This is a genomic window from Oligoflexus tunisiensis (genome assembly GCF_001748245.1).
GTDB lineage: Bacteria > Bdellovibrionota_B > Oligoflexia > Oligoflexales > Oligoflexaceae > Oligoflexus > Oligoflexus tunisiensis.
This window is the reverse complement of sequence record NZ_BDFO01000001.1, coordinates 3,185,439-3,209,959: the sequence shown is the minus strand read 5'-3', so window position 1 is coordinate 3,209,959 and position 24,521 is coordinate 3,185,439. Positions and strand designations below refer to the sequence as shown.

General features: G+C 55.0%; 16 protein-coding genes. 7 read left to right on the top strand and 9 right to left on the bottom strand.

What is annotated here, in order from left to right:
• Positions 1–61 precede the first annotated feature (61 nt).
• Complete coding sequence (locus OLTU_RS13500; RefSeq protein WP_141733292.1) at positions 62–1,165, top strand: alkaline phosphatase; 1,104 nt, start codon at positions 62–64, stop codon at positions 1,163–1,165.
• A 45-nt stretch (positions 1,166–1,210) separates the two neighbouring features.
• On the opposite strand, the gene OLTU_RS13495 is transcribed toward OLTU_RS13500, so the two are convergent.
• From OLTU_RS13495 to OLTU_RS13480, 4 genes are all read right to left on the bottom strand, one after another.
• On the bottom strand, positions 1,211–1,897 hold the full coding sequence (locus OLTU_RS13495) for a hypothetical protein (RefSeq protein WP_141733291.1): 687 nt from the start codon (positions 1,895–1,897) through the stop codon (positions 1,211–1,213).
• A 114-nt stretch (positions 1,898–2,011) separates the two neighbouring features.
• Positions 2,012–3,358, bottom strand: a complete 1,347-nt coding sequence (locus OLTU_RS13490) for an adenylate/guanylate cyclase domain-containing protein (protein WP_141733290.1) — start codon at positions 3,356–3,358, stop codon at positions 2,012–2,014.
• 124 nt (positions 3,359–3,482) lie between these two features.
• Positions 3,483–3,824, bottom strand: coding sequence for a hypothetical protein (locus OLTU_RS13485; RefSeq protein ID WP_141733289.1), 342 nt, complete (start codon positions 3,822–3,824; stop codon positions 3,483–3,485).
• A 131-nt stretch (positions 3,825–3,955) separates the two neighbouring features.
• Positions 3,956–6,673 (bottom strand): 7TM diverse intracellular signaling domain-containing protein, encoded by a 2,718-nt coding sequence (locus OLTU_RS13480; protein ID WP_218110019.1) that lies wholly within the window; start codon positions 6,671–6,673, stop codon positions 3,956–3,958.
• A gap of 318 nt (positions 6,674–6,991) precedes the next feature.
• On the opposite strand from OLTU_RS13480, the gene OLTU_RS13475 reads away from it, so the two are divergent.
• Both OLTU_RS13475 and OLTU_RS13470 read left to right on the top strand, forming a co-directional pair.
• A complete protein-coding gene (locus OLTU_RS13475; protein ID WP_141733287.1) occupies positions 6,992–8,539 on the top strand; it encodes a chitinase in 1,548 nt (515 codons plus the stop codon).
• 311 nt (positions 8,540–8,850) lie between these two features.
• Entirely contained in the window at positions 8,851–10,290 is a 1,440-nt protein-coding gene (locus tag OLTU_RS13470) for a glycosyl hydrolase family 18 protein (protein WP_141733286.1), read from the top strand.
• A gap of 36 nt (positions 10,291–10,326) precedes the next feature.
• Here the strand turns inward: OLTU_RS13470 and OLTU_RS13465 are convergent, their stop codons facing one another.
• The 3 genes from OLTU_RS13465 to OLTU_RS13455 all read right to left on the bottom strand — a co-directional run bounded on the left by OLTU_RS13465 (position 10,327) and on the right by OLTU_RS13455 (position 12,986).
• Positions 10,327–11,076, bottom strand: coding sequence for a substrate-binding periplasmic protein (locus OLTU_RS13465; protein WP_176736593.1), 750 nt, complete (start codon positions 11,074–11,076; stop codon positions 10,327–10,329).
• A 117-nt stretch (positions 11,077–11,193) separates the two neighbouring features.
• Positions 11,194–11,733: a thioesterase family protein gene (locus OLTU_RS13460; RefSeq protein ID WP_141733284.1), complete on the bottom strand. Its 540-nt coding sequence runs from the start codon at positions 11,731–11,733 to the stop codon at positions 11,194–11,196.
• Positions 11,730–12,986, bottom strand: a complete 1,257-nt coding sequence (locus OLTU_RS13455; protein ID WP_141733283.1) for an FAD-dependent oxidoreductase — start codon at positions 12,984–12,986, stop codon at positions 11,730–11,732. Before OLTU_RS13455 ends, OLTU_RS13460 begins: the two co-directional genes overlap by 4 nt.
• 243 nt (positions 12,987–13,229) lie before the next feature.
• On the opposite strand from OLTU_RS13455, the gene OLTU_RS13450 reads away from it, so the two are divergent.
• Complete coding sequence (locus OLTU_RS13450; protein ID WP_141733282.1) at positions 13,230–16,094, top strand: 7TM diverse intracellular signaling domain-containing protein; 2,865 nt, start codon at positions 13,230–13,232, stop codon at positions 16,092–16,094.
• Between the two features lie 4 nt (positions 16,095–16,098).
• Here the strand turns inward: OLTU_RS13450 and OLTU_RS13445 are convergent, their stop codons facing one another.
• Positions 16,099–16,695 (bottom strand): class I SAM-dependent methyltransferase, encoded by a 597-nt coding sequence (locus OLTU_RS13445; protein ID WP_141733281.1) that lies wholly within the window; start codon positions 16,693–16,695, stop codon positions 16,099–16,101.
• Positions 16,696–16,760: 65 nt separating this feature from the next.
• Positions 16,761–18,134: an APC family permease gene (locus OLTU_RS13440; protein ID WP_141733280.1), complete on the bottom strand. Its 1,374-nt coding sequence runs from the start codon at positions 18,132–18,134 to the stop codon at positions 16,761–16,763.
• Between the two features lie 413 nt (positions 18,135–18,547).
• Between OLTU_RS13440 and OLTU_RS13435 the strand changes: the two genes are divergently transcribed.
• The 3 genes from OLTU_RS13435 (at position 18,548) to OLTU_RS13425 (ending at position 24,505) form a co-directional block, all read left to right on the top strand.
• Positions 18,548–20,158, top strand: coding sequence for a DUF1592 domain-containing protein (locus tag OLTU_RS13435; RefSeq protein ID WP_141733279.1), 1,611 nt, complete (start codon positions 18,548–18,550; stop codon positions 20,156–20,158).
• Positions 20,159–20,179: 21 nt separating this feature from the next.
• Positions 20,180–21,499, top strand: coding sequence for a DUF1552 domain-containing protein (locus OLTU_RS13430; RefSeq protein ID WP_141733278.1), 1,320 nt, complete (start codon positions 20,180–20,182; stop codon positions 21,497–21,499).
• A gap of 132 nt (positions 21,500–21,631) precedes the next feature.
• Complete coding sequence (locus OLTU_RS13425) at positions 21,632–24,505, top strand: 7TM diverse intracellular signaling domain-containing protein (protein ID WP_141733277.1); 2,874 nt, start codon at positions 21,632–21,634, stop codon at positions 24,503–24,505.
• The last annotated feature ends 16 nt before the right edge of the window (positions 24,506–24,521 follow it).

Sequence of the window (24,521 nt, the reverse complement as noted above, 5' to 3'; positions counted from 1 at the left end):
TCTCAGGAATCGGCCGGATCCGCTGGCTCTGTATCCCTGCTTCTTTTTGGAAGGAGATTCTATGAGGCTGTTTGTTCTGCTTGGTTTTCTCGGATGCTCAACTCTGGCGCAAGGCGCTGTGAAAAATCTCATCCTGGTTGTCGGCGACGGCATGGGCTATGGACAGGTCAAGGCGGCTGGCATGTACTTTCATGGGCGGGACGGGACTTTGAATTTTGAAGCCTTCCCGCACAAAGGCGATATGACAACGGCATCGGCTTCCGACAAGGTCACCGATTCGGCCGCCGCTGCCACGGCAATGGCGACCGGCGTGAAGACCATCAATGGTTATGTCGGACGTGATGCCAAGGCGCGTGATGTGCCCAACATTACGGAAATCGCCAAGCTCGCGGGAAAAAGCACCGGGCTTCTGACGACTGTGGCCGTCTCGCATGCGACCCCTGCGGGCTTCGGCGCCCATGAGGATTTTCGCGAGAAAACCAATGGCATCGTCGACAGTCTTTTGAGCGACGCGCGGCCCAATCTTTTGTGGGGCGCGGCCACGGAAATCAATCCCGAATGGGCTCAGTACAAGGGCTATTCCTTGATTTCCACGCTCAGCGAAATGGAAAACCTGTCCCCGGATCTGGGCCAGCGCCGCATCGCAGGACTCTTTGGCAATAACGAGCTGGCCTGGGAGCAGGATCCTCAGGGCCAGGCACCCCGACTGCATCAGATGACCCGCAAAGCCTTGCAGATGCTCAGCACGGATCCGGATGGATTCTTCCTTCTGGTGGAAGGCGGCAAGATTGATTGGGCCTCGCACCATGCGGATCTCCAGAAGACCGTTCACGAGGTCAAAGGCCTGGAGCAGAGTGTCGGCGAGATTCTGAACTGGATGGAAGGTCGCACTGATACGCTGCTCATCGTAACAGCGGATCATGAAACGGGTGGATTGAAAGTGGGATCGAGTCGCGGTGTGCGCAACCTCCCGGAGTATCAGTGGACCATGCCCAAGGCCAGCGATGGAACCCTTTCGCACAGTGCCGCGAATGTTCCGGTTTACGCGATCGGCGCCGGCGCGGAGGCCTTTGCCGGATCGCTCGATAACACGGATATTTTCCATCGCAGCATCAAGGCCCTAGGTCTTGAGTCCATCCATCGCATCATGAGCCAGAATCTTTAATATTTCGAACGTCGTGGCGAGGGCCCGGGCGGCCCTGCCTCATGATCAACGCAGTTCCTTGGTATCCGGCTGCATAGTCCCGCCCTGAACACCCCAACCCACAGCCACACCCTGCGGATCAATGTCGTCAGGGAAATGGACGGCGGATATATCATTTTCCTCGGAAAAATAAGCACAGGACAGCGAACCCTGAACGATGGCAGCATAGCCGACATGGGGACACTCTTCATCGATCAGAATTCGGCTCCGTGTCTCGCCCTCTTTTTGCAATTGCAGCACAAGATGATCAAGACCCTGCTCATCAAAAGTCGGTTCCAGTTTGAAGGTATAGGCTCCCACCGTCAGGGAAGTTCCTTGCGCCGGATGAAAGAGCAGATTGCAGCGGAACTGATCCTCATAGCCGCGCATGATGCGCCGGTAACACTTCAGCTGGTCCGGAAAATAAACAACATCCAGACGCCGGCGAGGATTGGGATACGCAAAATCATAGGTCTTCACTTCGGAATAGAAAGAGAAGATCTTTTTCGCCTTGCCGCCAAAGATCGCCACCATAAAATCCTGGCTGGACTCATAGGCCGCTGCACTGATCGGAGGCAGCGGCGGGATGACTTTGATCTCCGTAGGAATGGGCTCATCCCGTGGTGGCACGGTATGGGGACTGGCGGCCTGCGCGGCCCCGAGACTGAGGCTGGCGATCAGGGAGGCCGCCAGGATTTCACATTTCAAGAACATCGACATACTCCTTTCCTGTCTGACAAATCGAGGAATAGGCGATATTCCCGGCCGCGACAAGGCAGGATTCCCCCCAAATGCGCTAAGTGTTTTCAGATGGAAAACATCCGGACGTTATCCCGCCAGATCGTGGCCCTGCAGGACCGGTTGGCTGGCCTCAGCGTCCGCCCGCGCGTCGAGCAGCTGATAGCAAAGGAGGGTGGCCTTGGGGTCATCGCGCACCGTAAGGCCGCGGTCCCGCAGATCGACTTTGACAAACCTGCTGCGTTCATCGGCTTTCAAACTGCTCCAGACCCTCTCCTGAAGAATCAGGACACTGGACGGCGGCCTTTGTGGGAATAGGGAGTTGCGCATGGCTTCATAGCGCGTGGCCAGAACGATGGACCGTCCATGCAGGTCGTATTCCTTGGCCCCCGATTCCGGGTAAAAGCCTGCGATGGCATCAAAGGCGATGCCAAGTCCGCAGTGAATGGGTTTGTCATATTCGAGCTGCCGCACTTCATCCTTAAAGACCTCATGAAAATCCAGCGCGAGGTCCACCGCGTCCCGGGCGAGGGACTCACCGTGGGAGCGGAAGGGATAGCCGACACTGCAAAGAAAGCCATCCCCCATCTCCTTGATCCGGTAACCGCGGGCGGCCATATCAATGCCGTTGTAACCTTCCATCATGATCGTGTTGCAACGGGCAAAGATGTTGCGCAGAAATTTTTTCAGATTTTCGTGCTGAATCTGCGAGCTGCTGATGATGTCAAAGCAGATCACGCAGGCCTCGCCAGCCGCAGTCGGCATGGTCTGTTCCAGCTCCCTGGCGCGTCGGATCATTTGGATCTGATGCGGGTAGAACACCTTCTCCATTTGCCGAAAGGCGTGGCGGATGGCAGTGATGCGCGATCGGGCCAGCAACGCCACAGGGGTGAAGTGCACAAGCTGAAAGAGCATGAAGATGATGGTGAATTTCTCGTGCAGCGTGAAGTCCCCAAACGCCACCATGGAATGGAAGACAAACACAAAGTAGACTCCGCCATAGAGCAGAAGATTCAAAAAGCTGGCGCCACCCATAAAGAAAGACACGAGGCCATAGGTAAACCAGAAGTACCCTGGATAGACATTGATGACATCCGGCAGCTGCCGCAGCATGGTACATGTTCCAACCGTCCCGTGAATAAGAATGAAAAAGAACGTCAAATGTTTGACGAGGAGTTTTTTCGTCTTTCTTTCGGTGGCAAAGCGCATGGGAAGATTAAGGAAGAAAGCCAGTGAAAACGGGATGGAAAGGAGGAAATGATTGAAAATGTAGGCGAAGAAATCAAACCGGACCTCAAAGCCCCCCAGCGAAATGAAGAGGTGGGTCATCAGGGCTGCGACCGCCGCGCAACCAACGGCCGAATAGGGTCCTATTCCATTCAGTATGCGTCTTTTACTGAACTTAATAAGAGGTTTTTTGGTTTTTTGGGAATCCACTCCGTCTCCCGAATTCTTCGACCTCAGTAAGAATTATCGGAGTCCAGCATGGGGACTTTACCGGAGGGGTTTGCGGGTTCATGCAGGCATCGTGAAAGAGGCCTGCACGGCGGCTTACAGGGTTTTATTCACACCAGCCGATCAATTTCAGCGTGGTATCGGCGGTCACCGTCACGGTCTGTTCCACGACGCCGCAGAAAGCACCATCGCCCGTGACGCGATAGGTTCCAGACGGGACCAGAAAGCCACTTTCCGATTCACTGATCTGCCCCTCCTCCAGCATTTCGCCGCTTTGGATATCCTGCATCAGCACACGCACATCGTGGGAACTCATGGGCTGACCGCTGTAATAATCCTGCAGAGTATAGGTGACTTTAAAAAGTGGATCCTGATCCGCGGCAAGCGCCGCCCCGGCCAAGGACAATCCGAAGAGACCTGTCAGGAGAATGTGAGCCGGATTTTTCATAAGACATCCTTTCGTGTGGATCTTCTGCGCCGTTGCACACGATTTGTATAAGCGTCACCGCTTCTTGTCAAAAGAAAATATCCAGCGTCCTGGCCTTTGGACATCTGTCCTTGGCCATGGACATGAGACGGTTAAACAGCCTGAAGCAGACTCTCCGTATGAAGCTGATCAAATAGTTCGGATGGCAGGGTCACAAGAAAGGAGAACGCACAGAAATGATCCCGCGGTGTCTCAAGCCGCAGGGAGATATCGCCTCCCATGCTGCGAATAAAGCGTCGCACTGCATCCATGCCCACCCCGCGTCCGGATATTTCGGTGACCTGATCCGTCGTCGAGAATCCGGAATGAAAGATGAGGTCCGCGATCAACGCGTTGTTGTCCTCGTCCGGCGCGCGCAGAAGACCGCGCCCTCGTCCTATCTCACGAATCCTTTGCAAATCAAGACCCCGCCCATCATCGGCATAAACGAGCACGACCGTGGACTCACGACGTTCCAGCGCGATCGTGATCCGCCCCTGCCGGGACTTGCCGGCCCCCTGCCGTTCCGCAGCTGTCTCCAGCCCGTGATCCATGGTGTTCCTGAACAGATGGACAAATACATTGCGGAACAAATCCTCACACTGGCTCCCGAGGCGAATGCCACGCGTATCGATCTGAACCTGAGGCACCTCCTTCTTCAGATCCTTGGCGAGGATCGGGAGGCAGGCACTGATCTCTTCCAGCACCTCGCGGGCGTCCCGGAAGATTTTATAGTGGAACAGCGCCTTGACTTGTTCAATCCCCTGCATGGCTTCGGCCGGCAGGGCCACCTTCATGGTGGACCGGCAAAGATCCTGATAGGCCGCCTCGATCTGCTCAATGCGAAATTCCACCACATGACTGTGATCGATGCTGCGACCGAGCTTTTCCTCAGCGATCCTCTCATAGAATGCGACCATCTCCAGCGCCTCCTCCAGATCCTGGCGCATTTTATCCGCGTTCCAGGGGGCATTGCTGTTGGCCTGAAGATGGGCATAGTACTGTTCCACCTCGTGGAAGATACCCGCCATTTTCTTGAGACACAGCGAGCGGGCCGCGCCCTTGATCGTATGCATATTGATAAAGAGCATCTTTAAAACGTCCAGGTTGCGCTTCTGAACACCCTGGGAACGCGTCAGCTTGAAATTTTCCTGGATGAGGTCACGGCAGGACTGAATAAAGCGCAGGAATTTTGTGGTGGGAATGGCCAGGATTTCCCCCAGAAATTCCAGTTCCTCCTTCTGATCCCGCGCAAGCTCCTGGAGTTTGCGGATCTCGGTGACATCGCGCATGGTCACCAGAATCTTGTCCACCTCTTTTTCGGCGTTTTCAATGACGTTCCAGGTGAGGTCGAAAATCTGCGGGGAGCCTTCAACGACAGGACGCCTGAGTTCCAGCGGCAGGGACTCGACATTCATATCAAAATTGATCCGCTCCTCCCCGAGCGAGGCTGCGAGACAGCTCTCGGCACGGCTCCGTTCATCGGAGTTCAGGTGACTGCTGCCGAAGATGAGATCGGCAGCCTGGGATTTCTCAAGATCCTGGCCCCGAAAAATTTCCCGCAGATAGCGGGAGTGGTAACGATGGATCCTGAAATCCGACTTGATCATGAAGATGCCCAGCGGAATATGTTCCATGATCGAAGTCAAATCCCGGGTCTTTTCGGCCACCAGGGCCTCAAGGTTCTGATTGTTTTCTTTCAATCTATTTTTCAGGTGATTGATCTGATCCGCGAGGCCAAGCGAAATGATAATCATTTCAAAACAGAGGCCGATATTCAGGGAATTTTCCGTCAGAACATTGCGCCCGATGGTGTCATACTCGGCCAGAACCCAGACGAGGCTGGCCGCTGCAAGACCGAACCAGCCGAGCACGTAAAAGCGCATGACCCGGTGCCGGTGCGGGGGAAAAAGGTACATGATCGAGAGGCCCAAGACGGCCACCAGGATAAGGTTCATATCCGTCAGATAAAGAACCTGCTTGCTGAAGCCCATCAGCAGGAACGTGCCACCGGCCAGCCCAATGACCGTGACAACATTGAGGAGGCGATGCAGAAGTGGATACAGGGCTTTGATGTTCAGATAGGCTTGCGCGAAAATGATGGCGGTCGCCACCGAATAATTTCCAAAGGCCGGTGCCAGATAATTCCACTGATCGCTTTCCAGAAGATAATACGAGAGCCCATTCAAAAGAAAAATGTCCGCGAACAGACAACAGGCGGCCAGGGCGTGCAGGCAAAAGACGGCATCCCGTGTGAGGACAAAGAGCCCAATATTGAAGATGAGAAGACCCGCGATGATCCCAAAGAGCAGGAGCACGGCGAAGATGGTGCGATCGGTTTTTTCCTGCATTTTCAGGCTTGTGGGTTCCAGCTGCAGGCTCAGATCATCCTGCAGGCTGAACTGCATTTTGAGCAGAACAACCGTTTCCTGCCCGGGTGCCAGAACCAGATGAAGAACCGGCAGACGAGCCTGCAGGCGCGATAACGCAGGAGCTTCATCGGATGCAGGGGGCAGTGCGAAATACTCGAAATGCTTGAGCACCCTGTTATTGACCTGAATCCGAACCGCCCGCGGCTCCGGCGCGCTGTTGCGCAAAGCCACGCGAACCCAGTAATGGCCGTTGTGATAACCGCCCTCCATCAGGTCCTTGGCTTTCTTTCCAATCACAGGAAAAAGCTTCAGAATCTCTTCGGGTGTGGCCTGACCTTCCTGTTCCAGGAGGGCCCATGCGAGCGGCGTGATATCCTGCCTGGCCTGCAGAGCCGCCACATCCAGGACGGATGTCTCCTGAGCCTTCGCTGATCGCGCCAGCAGACAAGAGATCAGCATGAAAATAAGCATGAAAAGACGCATAAGTTTCAACCTTTGTGTGGATTTTTGCACATTGGCCTTAAGCAGTATCAATGATACCGCAATATCGCACACGCGCGTAGGGCCAGCATCAACCGCAAGCCGAACGCGGTCCCCAGCGGACAGTTATGCCATTGTCGGTCCTAACTCGACTGGCGGTCACCAGTCGCTGCAAATCAGGGCACACTCATTCCCCCAACCCCTCGCATGGAGATCCCAACCAACATGATTTGATTCTGATCCCCAAGTTGAAGTGATTGTTGAATTTGATGTGTCCACCATTGCACCGAGTTGTCTATGAAACCTATTGCAAAATCCCTATGGGTCGCGCTTTTCGTCCTGACCGCCTGCGGCCCGACCCGATCCCCTGAAACAGCCAATACCAGTCAGCTGGCCAGCCTCACCGTTGGAGAGTTTAAACCCGCGGCAGGTCAACCCCAGTGGACGGACGTGAATGTCCAATTCGATCAGCTCAGACCGGAACAAAGCCGCATCGAAAAAACCTTTCCGCAAACCGCTTTTGCCCAGGGCAAAACCGAGGATCTCGAACTGAAAGTCCCCTATGGAGACTATCAGCTGCGCCTGACCTACAAAGGTGCGGATGACAAGGTACTCTATCGTTCCTGCGCCGATCAGGACGAAACGGTTCATGAGATCAAGTCACCAGAATACACCGCCCAGGTCAAAATCTGCGCGGAAAACAGCCAGGATCCCGGCGGCAGCGTGGACATCAAACCGTCCAGCGCCGTGACCATCACACCTGTTCCAGGTGGAACAACGCAGCCGGAGCCCACAACGCCAACACCCCCAACGCCGGCACCGGGCGGTGGCAACCCCGGCAGCGGTCTGGGTGCCCGTCTTTTGATCGGTTACTGGCACAACTGGGATATCCCCGAAGTGAAGTACATCCGTCTGCGGGATGTGTCGCCAGCCTGGGATGTGATCCAGATTGCTTTTGCTGAACCTGCCAGCCCTGGTTCCGCACGAATGAATTTTGCTCCGGACAGCCGTCTGACCACGCCTGAACAGTTCAAGTCGGATGTCGCGTATCTGCAAAGTCAGGGCAAAAAAGTTCTGATTTCCATCGGTGGTGCGAATTCCCACCTGGAGCTGAAGACGGATGCGATGCGCGCGGAATTCATCGAGAGCATGCTCGGCATCATCAACACCTATGGTTTTGATGGCCTGGATCTCGATTTGGAAGGGGGTTCCTTCACCCTGGCCGCGGGCGATACTGACTTCAAAAATCCCACGACTCCTGGGGTGAAGAACATGATTGCCGCCGTCAAGGAAATCCACCGCCGTCTGAACGGCAAACTTCTGCTGACCATGGCGCCGGAGACAGCGTATGTTCAGGGTGGTTATGGCAACTACGTGAATGCCTGGGGTGCTTATCTCCCCGTGATTCACGGCTTGCGTGATCTTCTGACTTTCATCCATGTTCAGCATTATAACACCGGTTCGATGAACGGTCTGGACGATCGTGCCTACTCGCAGGGCAGCGCGGACTTCCAGGTCGCCATGGCTGAAATGCTGCTAGCCGGTTTTCCTGTGGGTAGAAATGCGGCGGCCGTGTTTCCTCCCTTGCGTGCCGATCAGGTGGCCATCGGTCTTCCCGCTGTCGGCCCGGCTGCGCCCGCTGGTGGTTTTACCTCCGTCGCCGATGTTCAAAAAGCGTTTCTCTATCTGGCCAAAGGTCAATCCTTCGGTGGCCAGTATACGCTTAAAAAAGCCGGTGGCTACCCGGCCCTCCGTGGACTCATGACCTGGTCCATCAATTGGGATGCGAAGAATAACTTCGAGTTCTCAAGAAACCATCGGGACTTTCTGAATCGTCTTCCGTAAGCTGAAAGGAGTCTCTGAACACCTGTTCAGAGACTCACCCCCGCCTTGAATAAACCGCCTGTAATTCGCGACAGGACTGCTGTCGGCGAAACAAAACAGAAAAATTTTCTGTCATAAAAAAGTTGTCCAACCTTGCTTCGAGTGTTAAACAAACTCACGTCCATTCCCATTCACGGGAATGATATCTCTCACGGGAAATAACGATCAGCTTGCGCACGCTCCGTGCTGCATCCAGGGTGGCCACATGGATGCCGGCTGTCGCATATTTCCAGGATGAAATGTGAGATGTTTCTCAGGAAAGGCAATTTTTTATGAATTCAAATCCTCTTTCCATTGGACTGATCTGCGCTCTCGCTCTGATGCCTTCCGCTGCCTGGAGTTCCTCCAGCATCGACTGCGTAAAGTTTGAGACCAGTTTTTCGGAAACGACCCAGATCGCAGGACTCACGCTTGTCAACCAATGTGGGCGCTCACTCGACTTTTCCGAAGCGCGTATTCAATTCTCGGGGACCCAGGCCTTGAGCCAGCCCTGGGGTCAGAATCCAGCCTATTTCAGCTGGATCGGCTGGCAGGCGGATGAGCATGGCTTCCATTATAAAAAGGACCAGGCCGCCACCTGGATTCGGGTGAACCTTCAGCATGGCGACAGTCTGAAGTTGAATTTCAATGCCAAATCTCAGCCGCAGAATCCTCAACTTTATCTGGGCACGTACACACCAGAACCCCAGCCGCAACCTCAGCCGGAACCGGAACCTCAACCGGACCCCCAACCTGAACCCCAGCCGCAGCCTCAACCGCAGCCTGGCACAGGGAACAAGGAAATCGTCGGCTATTACGAGAGCTGGAGTGCCGGCTGGGCCTCGAGCGGGGCGGATCATAGTCTTTCGAAGCTGCCGCCTTATATCACGACCGTGCTCCTGTCCTTTGTCAGACCTGAAGTATCGTATCGCGCCGGACAGAATTCCTGGCTGGGAACCGGGATGGACTTTTCCTCGGATTTTGCCGTGGTCAAGGATGCGATTCGAATCCTGAAGACCAAAAATCCCCGCACGAAGGTTCTGCTGTCGGTCGGTGGGGCGACCTATGGAAACTGGTCGCAGGTGAATCCCGAGAGCGTGGCCGCTTTGGTCCACGATCTGGGTGTGGACGGTGCTGATATCGATTATGAGCCGGCCGGAGGCGCCTGTGCCTGGGGCACCGGAGGTCAATCGTGTCCGGATGATCAGCAGTTCATCCAGATTATTCGACGTTTCCGTGCCGCCCTGCCCCGCCCTTATATGGTGACCACTGCGGCCTGGAGTACGGGAGCCTTCGGTCCTCAGTCGTATGAGGCCAGCCAGTTCTCAGGGAATTTGATCGGCGCCAATTTTGGTTTGTATGTGAATCCGTTGAAAGAGGTGGGGCATCTTTTTGATGCTGTTTACATCATGTCCTACGATGCCGGCGGCCCTCAGGCCCCGCATGGCAATCCAACCGGTTATGATCCCAAGCTGGCTTTCGATGCTTATCGGAAACTCTATAAAGGCCCATTGATGCTGGGCGTTCAGGTTCCACCTGAATCCTGGGGCGGTCATGTTTCGACGCCGGAAGAGGCCCAGGATCGGGCGCGCTATGTGTTGAGCCATGGTGGGCAGGGTATGATGATCTGGTCGCTGCAGAAATCAGGGAACCCCTCGAGCAGCGCCTTTGTCCAGGCCATGTGCCGGACGTTGCAGCTCTCCGGTTGTGATCAACCACTTCCCGCAAGATAAGGTCTTTGAGGTTGCCGGGCTTGGCCCGGCACCTTATCAAAAACCATACTTCTCCTGCAGAGCCTTCACGGCTTTCTGTTCAGTCTGCAGGAACTGATCAAAGGCCGTGATGAGGTCAGGGTAACGAAAGCTGGAAAAATGATAATGGCTTTCCACCAGCGGCATGTGTTTGGGATCGGGCACCAGCCCCTCAGGTTTCCCCATTTCCTTGAGATGATAGCGCGCGACTTCCAGCGCAAGATTCCCCCCGTCCACGCGTCCACTCATGATCATTTGAATCAGACTGACCGCACCGGGAGCATCCGACACACGCAGGCGCCCGGCCTTGATCTCCTCCATGTGTTTCCAGGGCTGAAAGCCAATGATAATGCCCAGCGTGCGGAGCGGCTGTCCCAGGCGGTCGGGTCTGACCATGATCGCATCCTGAAATGTGAGCGCAGGTCGGGAATGGTGCACCTTGAAGCGTTTACGGTCGGCCGAAACCCATTTGGGATTATCCGGAAAAATGCAGTCCACCGTGCCCTTCTCATATTCCTTGATCAAGCGGCGAATCGGATAGGGCACGTAGCGGAATTCTATCGCCTCGTGACGGGCAAACATATCCAGAAGATCACGGGTATAACCGGTGAATCGTCCGTTCTTCAAACTGAAAATTGGGGGATAGTCCACATCCTCCACACCGACCTTGTAAACGGCAGGCGCGGCCCTGGCTTCCCCAAAGCCTGTCAGCAGACTCGCCAGGAAAAACATCCAAACTCTGGTTCTGGTTCGTGCAAATTTCAACATGATACCCATTCCGATGCGACAAGGGTTCCTATCCAGGATATCCCTGAATGGAAAATCCATCCACCCTTGAAACCTGCGGAATGGGTATATTTCCGGGCCCGGCGGCCCGAATCGCTGTTATGATGGCCGCTTCGCGGCGGCATACATCAGATCCGTATGTCGACTCCACTGCTGAACGTCGTCGGGCAGGGCCGGCGAGGTCAGGCGTTTACCGGTTATTTCGAGGACCTTCCCAAAAGGCAGGACTTTTTTCCTGCGAACAAAGACGCCTTTGGCCAGCACAGTCGCCTTCAGGGCATCGTTCTGATAGAAGTCATGACGGAAAATCCACGAGCGCTCGTCCCAGCCCAGGATGGTGCTCTTCACCTTGAACTTCCGAAAGGGGGCAATCTCCTTATAGTTGACCAGCTGCTGAGCGGTCAGAACCGGAGTACAGCCCTGACTGACCAGCCTGCCCAGCACGCCCTGATCAAACATGGCGGAAATTCGCGCCAGATCGCAGAAGCTTGCATAACGCGAGTTCGTGATATGCAGGTGAAAATCACAGTCGTGCGGCAGGCACCAGAATTCCGCCTCCGTGGTTTCCAAAAGGGGCAGTTGTCCGGGCTGTCCGATTTTTTTCAAGACAAGCAGCAGAAGTCGAAAGATAAGATTCATTTCCCCTCCCAATCTTTGGAAAGACGTGCGACGACTTTCAAACCGGATTCCACTCCGGCTTCATGCCAGCCGTAACCGAAATGCGCTCCGCAATAGTAAATCCCGTGCCGCTGTTCATTCAGCGCTGGCATTTCCTTGTGCGTGGACAAAGCCTCGGCGGTATAGCGGGCGATTTCCACATCACGAGCATGGATTTCCTTGGAGGAATCGATGGGTTGAATCGGGGCCCAGCTCACGACCACATCCTTATCCAGGCGCGGATGAAGCTTGCTGACGAGATAGGAGGCACCACAGCGGTCGCCACGAGGATCGATGAACGGATTCCAAAAGCCGCGATGGATGCTGCGAGACGGCAGGACAGACTTGTCCTTGTGAATGGACATCCGCAGGGTTGAATATTTCCAAGGGCTCAGGATGCGATGCTCGAGCCGGGTCGGTTCCTTCAGGAGACGCAGGGCAGAAGCCGGAGGCGTGGCCACGATCACGGCATCGAATTCCTGAGTCGGTTGATTTTTATGATGTACGAGCACCTTGCCGCCGGCGGTTCGTTCAATCGACCGCACGTTGGCTCCGGTGTGGACCCTGCCCTTGATGCTCTCCTGCAGCCTGGAAATATACGTGATCGTTCCATTTTCCCAGCCGCGCCAGGCGGTGAGCGAGGAATGATGGAGCAGCTTATGATGATAAAGATGTTCCACCAGAAAACGCGCCGGCATCTGCCGGATTTCGGCTGGAGGCAAACCCACGAACATATGAACCATCGGCACCACAAGGCAGGTGATTTCGTATTCAGACATCCGGATTTGCTGAAGGAACTCATAAAAATTCAAGGAATCGATGCCTGAATTCCGAACGTTTTCCACCACGCCGCGCGACAGCTTCTTGAGAGAGGCCACGGTCTTGAAAATCGTCATAGGCTTGGCGAGCATACCGGCCGCCTTATAGGTCATCATGAACTCAACGCCCTTGTCCGTGTGAAAACACAGATCCTGTTTGAAGCGCTGCGTTTCACCATAAACGCCCAGTTCCTTGATCAAACGTACAAAGTTTGGATAGGCCTGCTCATGAAACGAAATGACCGTGGTATCCATGTTCACACCGTTATGCCGATACGTGTGGGCATGGCCACCGACCCGGTCCTGGGATTCAAACAGCGTGATATCAAAGGCATCCTGCTTGCTTAATGTGTAGGCTGCCGTCAGCCCTGATATGCCGCCACCGATGACAGCAATTTTCTTTTTTGCACTTGTCATGCTTCCTCCCGTTTTTTTTTAGGCGATAGTGGGAGCAGAAAATGCAAAGTTCAGGTAAAACCCTCAAGACATTGAAATTTTGTGATTTTTTGGTAAGAAAAGACGCCAAAAACTGTCCAGAACCTGGCGCTCGTCCATCAGCTTGACAAAGGCCAGGGCCCGGTTTTGGGCGGCGTGCCAACATCTTGTGTGCTATACTTGAGGGCAATGCGAAAAAAGAAATTGGGATAAGGAAAGTGGTTGATGCAAAGAAACTGGCTCTGCCTGATATTTGCAATTCTTGTATGCCTGGCGGCAGAATCACGAGCCGCCGTCACCGTCAAGGATGGTGTTCTCGATCTGCGCGGCGTGTCACTCGATGAGCCGATTATGGCCCGTGGCCAATGGGAGTTTCACTGGAATCAGCTGCTGACTCCCGATACCGTGACGACCGCTACGGCGTCCAAGACCTATATCAAAGTCCCCGGCCTTTGGAATCAGGGCCCAGCCGACTTTCCAACCCTGGGCTACGCCACCTATCGCATGACGGTGCAACTGGATCAGCCCAAACCCATTGCGCTCTTTTTCCCGCCAGGGTTCTGGTCCTCTTCGCGTATTTTTGTAGGCGGCAAGGAGATTGCGAACTTTGGTGTGGTGGGCACCGATGCCAGCCGCTCAAGCGGGGCCGTGGGCCGCAAGATTTATGAATTCACACCCGAGTCGACCGAATTTGATGTCGTCGTGCAGATCGCCAACTTCGAGATTTTTCTGTGCGGCATGGTCACCCCTCCCCACGTGGGAACGCTGGAATCGATTACGGCCATGCGTTCGAAGTCGATTTCCATCGACCTCTTTGTGATTGGCGCGCTGTTCATCATGGGCATGTATCACATCGTTCTCTATGTTCTGCGAACCGAGGATCCCTCGACCGTCTGGTTCGGTGTGCTTTGCCTCAGCGTGGCTGTTTATATGGCAATGGCCATGGATGGCGCCCTGACGATCTTTTTCCCGAACATGCCCTTGCCGACCCGCCTGCGCATCTTTAATATGGCCTGGATCGCGGCCGTGCCTTCGTTTGTCTGGTTCACGTCCTTTGTGTTCCGTGATAAGTTTTCCCGCCGGGTCTGCTGGGCCGCGAGCGCCATTGCTCTGGGCTACTTCGTACTCATCACGGGCACTTCGCACCGGATTTTCGTTGATATCGTCAACTATTTCCATGCGGTGACGCTCGTTCTGGTCGTCTACTGCTTCTATGCCATCGGTCGGGCCTGCCGCAGTGGTGCGGAAGGGGCCTGGGTCTTTCTCGGCGGAGTTCTTATCATGGCCTTCACCACAGTGCACGATGTGCTGGCCATTCGGCAGATCGTCGTCTCACCCCCGCTCACCGGCCTCGGGCTTCTGGGTTTCATTTTTTTCCAGTCGACCATGATTGCCATGCGCTTTTCCAAGGCCTTCACCCGCGTGAAAATCTCCGAACAGGAAATCCGCGGCCTGTCCGAAGATCTCAAGCAGGAACACGCCAAGGTCAAGGCGCTCAACAACAACCTCGAACGCCTGGTCGATGAGAAGACCCGGGATATCCGTTCGATGATGGAGCACATTCCCTTGGGCGTCTTCATGATCCAGACCGATCATAAGATTCACAAGGATCATTCCCGGTATATGGATTCGCTCTTCCCGCAGATCGATACGGAAGCGATGGAAGCGACCGATATCATCTTTGCCCGCAGCACGCTGAGCGCCGATGAGAGGAACCAGGCCACCGCCAGCATCCAGGGCATCCTGGGCGATGATGTGGTCAACTTCGAAGCCAACGCTCACCTCCTGCCTTTGGAACTCAGAGAGATCATCGGATCCACGGAACGGATCTTCGATCTGACCTGGAATGCCATCGAAACGTCCACAGGGGAGGTCGATAGAATCCTGGTCACCATGCGCGACGTGACCGATCTCAGGCGCCTGCAGGAACGCAGCCGGGAGCAGCAGGAGGAACTGGAATTCATTGGCGAGATCCTGCGTATTCCGGCACCACGCTTCCTGCGCTTTCTGCGCTCCTGCCGTGATTTCATCGAGGAGAATGAAAAGCTCATCCACTCGCATGGCATCGAAAAACGCAACCTGGAAATCCTCAAGGTGCTCTTTGTGAACATGCATACGGTCAAGGGATCCGCGCGCTCCCTTTACCTGAAAAAAATGTCCCAGGTCTTTCATGAGATCGAGCAGTATTATGCCCACCTGCAAAACCATGAATCGGCCGTCTGGGATGTGACGAAGATGGCGGCGGATTTGGAAGAGGCCAAAAAGATCGTGGCGCTATATGAAACCATCGCCCGGGAGAAGCTGGGGCGCAGTTCCGAGCAGAACCGCCTCGTCGAGTTCCCGGTCGATGCCATTCGCTCGCTTTACAAGCGCCTGCAGGCCGCGACGGCCCGGAAAACCCTGCCTCAGGATTTGGCCGAGGTCATCACGCAGATCCGGATGCTGCTTCACGTCAAGATCTTCAAGGACGCGCAGCTCGTGTTCCAGGAAATCTTCGGCTGTCTGCCGGTGCTGGCCAAGGATCTGCACAAGGAGATCCCCGCGGTGCAGCTGGAAACCCATGGTTTTCTGCTCAGCGATCAGGCCGATGAACTGTTCCGCAGTATCTTCGTCCACCTTCTGCGCAACGCCATGGATCACGGCATTGAAACCCCGGCCGAACGCCTTGAGGTTGGCAAGAACGCACAAGGCCGGATCACCATCACCATGGAAAGGCAGGACACGCGCATGCTCCTGACTTATGGTGATGATGGACGCGGTTTGCATCTCAGTCGGATCCGCGACATCGGTCTGAAGCGTGGGCTTCTGAGCGCAGAAGAAGCCCATGAGCCGCAGAATATCGCGAACCTGATCTTCGACTCCGGCCTGTCCACAGCCAATCATGTGACCGATATCTCAGGCCGCGGCGTCGGCATGGATGCTGTCAAACGCTTTATCATGCGGGCCGGCGGTCATATCAGGATCCAACTCCTGAATCCAACGAACGCGGCCGGCGATTTTTATGCCTTCCGCTTTCTCGTCGATCTGCCGTTTGAGCTGTTTGAAGAGCATCCTGGGGACGCATTGAAGACGCTCGCGTCCGTGTCCTGAGCTTCTACATCAGACTCGCCGGAGGATCCTTCGGCACAGTCCAGACATAGATCGTTTTCCCGTCAACGCTTTCCACTTTCTCGGGTTTCCATTCCCCCATGTGGAAGGCGTGCGAGACGACCTTGGTTCCCGGTTTCAGCTCTTTCAAAAGCTTGGGCCGCAACTTGCGGTTGATTTCGGGCAGAAGATAAAGCGTCACCACGGTGGCTTCGCTCAGATCCGTTTTAAAAAGATCCTCCTGCACGAAGCGAACCTTATCGGTGACTCCGGCCTTCCGGGCATTCTCATTCGCCTCCTGGATGCGGACCGGATTGATGTCAACGCCGACGGCACGGGCTCCATACTTCTGAACAGCCGTGATGGGAATACGTCCATCTCCACTGCCAAGGTCATAAACCACATCATTCTTATCCACCTCACCCAGCTTGAGCATCGCATCCACAACCGGCTGCGGGGTCGGTACATAGGGAACATCCCCGGGGCGCTCCTGGGGCTTGAGGTCGTTGTCGGTGCGTTGGATGGCTGCAGGCTGGGGAGCCGCGAGGCCCCAGCTGAATTCAGCCAGGACCACACATCCTATGAGAGCGGTTTTTATCTTCATATCAGGTCACCTTGTAATGGAAGATTAACAATGGAAAATTCCTATGATGATCAGGATGCCTCGTCCTAGTGAACCAGAGGTTTTCGGGAGACACCCTCGCCTAGAAAAAGAAAGGGAATGCCGAGCACCACCACCACGACGCCCACCATCGCTCCAATTCCCGTATAGGCCAGGCTCGAATAAAGGAGATAGCCGCTCGCTGCACAGAAGAGCAAGGGCGTCAACGGATAAAGCGGCACGCGAAAGGGTCGTTCGACATGCGGTTCGCGATGCCTCAGGATGAATAGAGACACGCCCGACAACAGAAAGAAAAACCAGAATACGGGCGCTGTATAGTCCACCATGGCCTCAAAACCACCGCGGGTCATGGAACCAAAGGCCACCAGGGTCAAGGCAATGATCGCCTGAAGAACATAGGCAACGATCGGGGCGCTGGCCTGCGCCTGCCAATGACTCATGAATCGGAAGAACATGAAGTCCTGTCCAAGAGCGAAGTTCGTGCGTCCGCCCGTGAGAATGGAGGCATTCAAGGAACCAAGGGCGCAGATCACCACGAGCAAACTGATGAAGACCGCACCGGAGTCTCCCATGCTCTGGCGCAAAAGGCCGGCCGCGACCGCATCGGATTTCGCCATGCCTGCCCGGCCCAGACTGTGGAGGAGCGCCGCATTCACCAGCAAATAGATCACGGTAATGATGCCGATGCTCCAGACGAGCGAGCGCAGGATATTGCGATTGCGGTTGCGAATCTCGGCCGATATGAACGCGGCCTCGTTCCACCCTCCATAGGAAAGCAGCACGAAAACCATGGCGAGACCCAGGCTGCCCGAACTGTTCGCCATGGGGGCTATGATGCTGGGCGCAGCCGTAGAATTTGAAAGACCCACGATGATAAGCAGGGCGAGTCCCACGACCTGGGCCGCCGACAGAAGATTTTGAGCCCATTTCCCGAGCTTCAGACCGATGATATTCAACGAGGTGAAAAGAACGATGACCAATGCCGCATAAAGCGAACTCGACCGCGGTCCCAGGGACCAGATCTGGGCCGCATAGTCACCAAAGACAAAGGCCAGCAGGGCAATGGAACCGGTCTGCACCACAGCCATCCGCGACCAGGCGAAAAGAAAGGCGGTCTGATGACCAAAGGCCTTTTTCAAGTAGTGATAGGTTCCACCGGCATCCGGATAGGTTGTAGCGAGCTCGGCATAGCACAGGGCCCCGACCAGCGATATGAGGCCTCCAGCCAACCAGAACAGCAGAACCGCTGTTGCGCTCGAGGCATTGGCCGCCACCAGGGACGGGGTCTCGAATATGCCCGCGCCGATGACGATACCGATAATGATGGCAATGGCATCGATGAGATTCAAGGACGGACGTGGAGCAGAAGCTTGAGCATCCGATGCTGCACCTGGCCGCGAAATGGGTTCGGGTCCGTCCATAGTGTCCCTCCCTCAGCGAAGTTCCAGCAGGTAGTCCTGCTCCTTGTTGTCTTACAGAAGACGGCTCGCCAAAACAATCCTTGATCTCCCCCAAGCGGCGTCCACCTCAACCGCGATTCTGGCTTCACTTCTGACAGCGAACCGCCGTCTCGATTTCGTCTCCTCATGCAACGCTCGGACTTGATACGAAAATAAACGGATGCCCAGAGAATTGACGGCATCAGCGTCCCGGGCTTCCTTTTAAATTGTTTCAATTATTATTAAATTGTCAGGAATTCAAAACCGGATGCCGGCGCCAAAGGTCTCGCGTGCGATCACGCGGTTACCATTCCCTTGGAATTGCAGGGCTTCCTGCATGCTCTACTCTGTGGCGTTGCCCTTGCATAGGCGCTTTTTAAAATCAGAGGTCGCACATGAAAATAATGGTTTTCACTCTCCTGCTTGGCTGTCTTTCCATCGGCTGCTCGAAATGGGAAGGAAAAAAGAAGAACCTGGTTGCAGGTACGGCCACCCAAGGTGGGACCGGGGCAGCAGCCGAGGTCGAACTTCCCCTCGCCTTGCGACGCATTACAAAATCTCAGTTTCTCAATACAGTGCGGCTGGCCCTGAGCCCCGAGCTTGTCTCCCGAACCGCCTTGCCGGAGGACCCGACCAAGGATGAGCTGATCGCAATCGCCACCCGGAATTCGGTATTTTCCCTGCGTGACGCCGAGCTTTATAACAACGCCGGTTGGGACATCGCGGGTCAATTCACCGAGTCGGCCGACATGTTCAGCCGGCGCTTCGATTGCGCCTGCAACGATATGAATCGGGCCTGCCTCGCCAAAGGCCTTGATCCCATTGCCAAAGTTCTTTTCCGTGGGCGGTTTGATGATGCCGATTTTTATCTGAAGCTCTTCGAGGATGTGACGAGCAATCTCACCAAAGAACCCAGCACCACCCCGACGACCACGACCCCCAGCTGTCAGGGCGCGCGCACCGTGCTCGCCGCCATGATCGGTTCACCGCGGACCTTTTACTATGATTATCCGCTCGCTTTCGAAGTCCAGGGCATCAATGATGAGCAAAAGAAAACGCTGGGACTTGGCGTGGCCAACCAGCTGTCCTATTTCCTCTGGAATAGTCCACCCGACGCCAAACTCCTGTCGCTCGCGGAGTCCGGCGCTCTCGCGGATCCCAAGACCCGCTCCGAGGTCATTCGTTCCATGGTCAACGACGCCAGCCGATTCAACGCCGGGATGAAAGCCCTGTTCGACGACTGGCTCGCGATGCACGCGGTGGAAAAGATCGCGGACACAGCCAACGCTCAGGCTGATATCGCCAAGGCGGCCCTCGTGGAATACCGGGCCCTGGTCGACACCAGCTTGAAGAGCACGGATTTCCTGAACACATTCTTAACCTCAACAGCAACCGTATTGGATGCCAACCTCGCCACAGTCTATGGCGTCGCCGCGAGTGCCACGACGCTGCCGGCTACCGATCGCGCAGGCTTTCTGACCCGTTCCGCGTTTCTCTTGCGGTCCGGTCCCGGTGCCACGTCGCCGACCAAGAGGGGGCATTACATTCGGGGGCACTTTCTCTGTGAGGATATTCCTCCCCCACCCCCTGGTCTGGATTTGACCACGGGCGTACCCCAAACGGAGGACAAATATGAAATTATCAAAGCCCGTTTGAACAACAATAACTGCAAGAGCTGTCATGTGCTGATGGATCCTCTTGCGATTGGTCTGGAAGGCTACGGTCCCAATGGGCAGGGCGTTCCATTCCCGAATATCGCCTCCTATCAGCTGTCCGCCAGCGTCTTCGAACAACCTTACAGCGGTGGGGCTGAATTGAGTCAGATCCTCGCAAAAAATGACAAGGTGCTCACCTGCTTTGCCAAAAATGCTTTAAGGATCGGACTTGGCAAAATGGAATCGGTATCGGAAAAAAAGGTGATCGAGGAGGCTGTCGAGTCCTTCCAGAACGGTGAAAACAAGGCATTGAGTGAACTGATTTTCCAACTCTTAAGCGGCATCATGTAAGCCAAGGCAGGAGCACACGCTATGTTTTTACGTCAAAAAAGACTTGATCGACGCACGATCATTCGGGGCATGGTCAACGGCTCTCTCATCACGCTCGGCCTGCCGCTGCTTGAGATCATGCTCAATGATAACGGTGATGCTTTGGCCCAGGGCCAGGAAATACCGAAACGCTTTGTGCTCTTCTTTTTCGGTGCAGGCGTTTCCAATGACTTTTTCCCGACGGCCTTTGGCAACACCTGGACTCTGACCACACCGCTTCAGGCCCTCGCGGCCTATCAGGCCCAGTTGAATATCGTCTCCAACATTTCCGTTCCCAATCGTGGTCTGGATCCTCATGCCACCAAGTATTTTATGCAGCTGTCCGGCAGTTCGCCAACCCAGGAACGGCATTCCTATCCCACGCTGGATCAGTACATCGCGGAAAAAATTTCCGCGAAGCAGACTTATAAATCGGTTCAGTTAAGGATCAGCAACTCAACGGATTCCGATGGCATCGTCGAGAGATCGGATGTTCTGTCGTATCAGAGCATTCCGGGACAGAACGGACTGGTCCCTCTGCCCCCTGAAATCGATCCGGCCGCGGCGTTCAATCGCATCTTTGGTGGCGTTCCTGATAAGCGGGAATTTCTAGCCAAAATGCTGATGATGAATGCGCTCAAGGAGGACAGCAAGAAACTGATGTCGGCCGTGGGCAAAAGCGACAAGTACATCATTGATGAGTTCCTGGGCAGGGTCAATGATCTTGCCAAGGTGATCGACGACAAATATAAAGGCACCTGTGATCCCAATGCCATCACCGTTCCTCCCAGTATTGATGTCAACAACCTCGATGAAAGAATGCGGCTGATGTCCGCCATCACCACCCATATGTTCCAGTGTGATTTGACCCGCGTGGTCTCCATTCTGCACTCGGCTCCGGCCAGCAGCCAGATCTATCCGAGCGTGGATGCGAACAACCATCATCACGAGTTGACCCACCGTCGTGATGCGGCCAAAATCTCGGCCATTTCCGGCATTATTATGAATCATCTGGGCATGCTGCTGACCTCACTGGGCAATGCCACCGAAGGGGATCACAAGATCCTGCAGCAGACTCTCGTCTATGCGGTTTCGGAAGAGACCTTCCCCTTCCATCAGTTTACGCGTGTGCCCATTATCATGGCCGGCGGTGCGGGCAACCCTGCCTTCAAAGGCGGTGTCCACATCAATGCAGCCACCGCAACGCCTGTGCGTGCGGCCTTGACCGCACTGAAAGCCCTGAATATCGACCCCAAGGACTGGCCGCATGATGATACGGCCGTTACGGATAAAACCACCGGACATTTCGCGGAGGTTTTCTAAATTCCAGACGGGCAATCCTTTGCCCGGTTCTCACTCCTAAGTATTTCTATCCATATGCGTTTCCCGATACGCAGCCTTCCGCACATGCTAAAATAAAAGCAAATTGACGACATCCCGTCCCGCGGAGACAACATGTTGGTTCGTCCTCAAAGGCTGCATACTTTCATGGTGCTGATGGCTTTCCTGCTGCTCCCATTCATGCAGGCTGGTCAGGCCATGGCGGTTCCATCCGTCCAGGCCGGGAACGGCATCTTTGAATTTTCAAGCTGGGATTTCACCGCGCAACCCATCGTTCGGCTCGAGGGTGACGTGCCTTTCTATTGGCAGTCGTTTCAGATCTCGGCTCCCGATCCTGGTGCACGGGAGGAGCGCATCCGTATCCCGGGCTCGTGGCATAAGGTCAGCGACCGCCCCCTTTATGGTCACGCGACCTTTGCCTTCGATCTTGTCAGTGACAAGGAGCGGGCCGTTGCGATTGATTTTGGCTTGATCGGAATGTCCCATCGTATCTATCTCAATGGCCAGCTGGTTCATGCCAATGGCCAGCCCGCAGCTGACCCAGCGAAGTATCAGATGGCTTCGGCCAACAAAATTCTCTTCAGCTTCACTCTTCCCGCGGGTTCCACGCGACTGGCCATTGAAGTGGCGAACCATGATTACATCCTTGCGGGCCTGACCAAGCCCATATTCTTTGGAACGCCGGAAGCCGTGCTGGCCAATCGCCTCCTGCCCTTGCTCCCAGCCTTTCTTCTGTTCGGCGCCTACCTCGCGATCGGGCTCTATCATTTTGGACTTTATTCCCTGCGCCGCCGCGATCGCAGTTCCCTTTATTTTGGACTTTTTTGTTTGGCCTCCATCCCCAGTATACTGGTCAACAACCAGGTCAATAGCCTGGATATGATCATAACCCATTCGGTCGCCTTCGCCGTCCTCCTCGCCAGTTCCCTGGCTCTGGCCATGGCTTTCCTCGGGCTTTTCCTGGCCTATCTTTATGAAGATCGGGTGCCGCGGATCGCATCCCAGGTTCTGATGGGCGTTTATCTGATTCTGTCGGTCGGCTCCTTCTTTCAACTCAGAACCTTCCTCGCGCTGCTCGTCCTGCTTATGGCGGTGGGCCTGCCCGCCGGTCTGGTCTTTGTCTTTTCCATTATTCGGGCTGTGCGGGCCGGCAAGCAGGGAGCCGTTCTGATGCTGGTTTCCATCTGCACCGTGCTGCTGACAGCTGTTCAGGACTATGCGAACTTCAACGGATGGATTCAGTCCATTCCTCTGTCGGCGATCGGTTCGCTCGCGTTTCTGATGATTCAATCCTATCTGCTTTCCGCCCGCTTTTCCCGGGCCTTCACTCAGGTCGAGATCTCGGAGCGCGAGGTGAGGCAGCTCTCCGAAAAAATTCAGGCTCAGCACGATCATGTGCTGGCCATCAATGAAAACCTGGAGCAGCTGGCCGAGGAAAAGACGCGGGAAATCCGGTCCATCCTGTCCCACATTCAACTCGGTATTTTCGCCATCCAACCGGAACGCTTTCAGATTCATAAGGATCACTCGCAGCACATGCGGGAAATCTTTGAGGTGGATGACGTCAGCAGCCTGAATGCCTGTGATCTGCTTTTTGCCCCGAGCAACCTGAACTCAGACGAGACGAGCCAGGCCGTCAGCGCACTGGAGGCCTGCCTCGGAGAAAACGCTGTGGTTTTCCAGCTGAACAGCCACTGTCTGCCGCAGGAGATTCAGTATCGAGTGCCGTCGGGCCGCCTGAAGCTTCTTGAACTCAGCTGGCATCCGGTGACCGATCAGGACGACAGCATCGAAAAAATTCTGGTCACGGTGCGGGATGTCACCCAACTGCGCGCCCTGGAGGAGGAGGCTCAGGATAAAAAAGAGGAACTGCAATTCATCAGTGAACTTTTGAATATTTCTGCGGAGTCCTTTCGCCGATTTATGCAGAATGCCGATGATTTTATTAAGGAAAATCGCAAGCTCATCAATTCCCAGAGCATCCAGTTCAAGGACATGGAGGTTCTCAAGGTTCTCTTTATCAACATGCATACCATGAAGGGCGCCGCGCGTTCCCTCTATCTGAAAAAGATGACCAAGGTTTTCCACGACGTGGAACAATACTATGCGCAACTGCAAAATGATCCGGCTGTGCATTGGGATGTGCAGCGCATGAACCTCGATCTCGATGAGGCTGAGGCCATCCTGCGAACCTATGAGTCCATCAACCAGGGCAAGCTGGGGCGCAAAACCCACGGTGAACGGGACGTTTCCCTTTCGGAATCGGTACTGATGCAGCTCTACCAGGAATACCGGATCGCGAGCGCGCGCCGCGAGGAAGCCCCCAACTTTCTGCAGTCCCTGCAGTCGTTTTTCATCAGCTCGCTCTTTACTCCGATGCACCAGCTCCTGACGGAACTCTGCCAATGTACGGAAACTTTGGCCAAGGATTTGAAAAAAGAAAAACCCGTGATTCACCTTGATGTCACGGATCTCCATATCAATGGAAACGGAGACCGCCTGATCCGTAAGATTCTCGTGCATCTTCTCCGGAATTCCATGGATCACGGTATCGAGGAGCCGGCCGAGCGTCTCCGGAAACATAAACCCATCAACGGCACGATCTGCATGACCGCTCATTGGCAGGACACGGCTGTGGTTCTGACTTATCAGGATGATGGTCGCGGCCTGGACCTGGAGCGCATCTGCAGCCTGGCTCGGGAAAAAAAGCTCATCAGGGCGACCGGCCAACTCACACCGCAGGAAGCGGGTGAACTTATTTTTTATCCCGGACTTTCGACAGCCAGCCAGGTGAGCGATGTATCCGGACGTGGCGTCGGCATGGATGCCGTCCGCAGTTACCTTGAAAAACTGGGAGGTTCCATCACCGTGCAGTTCCCTGCGGCCACACCATCCGCTCAAGGATTCCAGCCCTTCCTCTTCGAGATCAGACTGCCTGGGGATCTTTTCTCACAACCTCTTGCGCGACACGAAACATCTGCTGCCTGAACAATTCCTTCCTAAA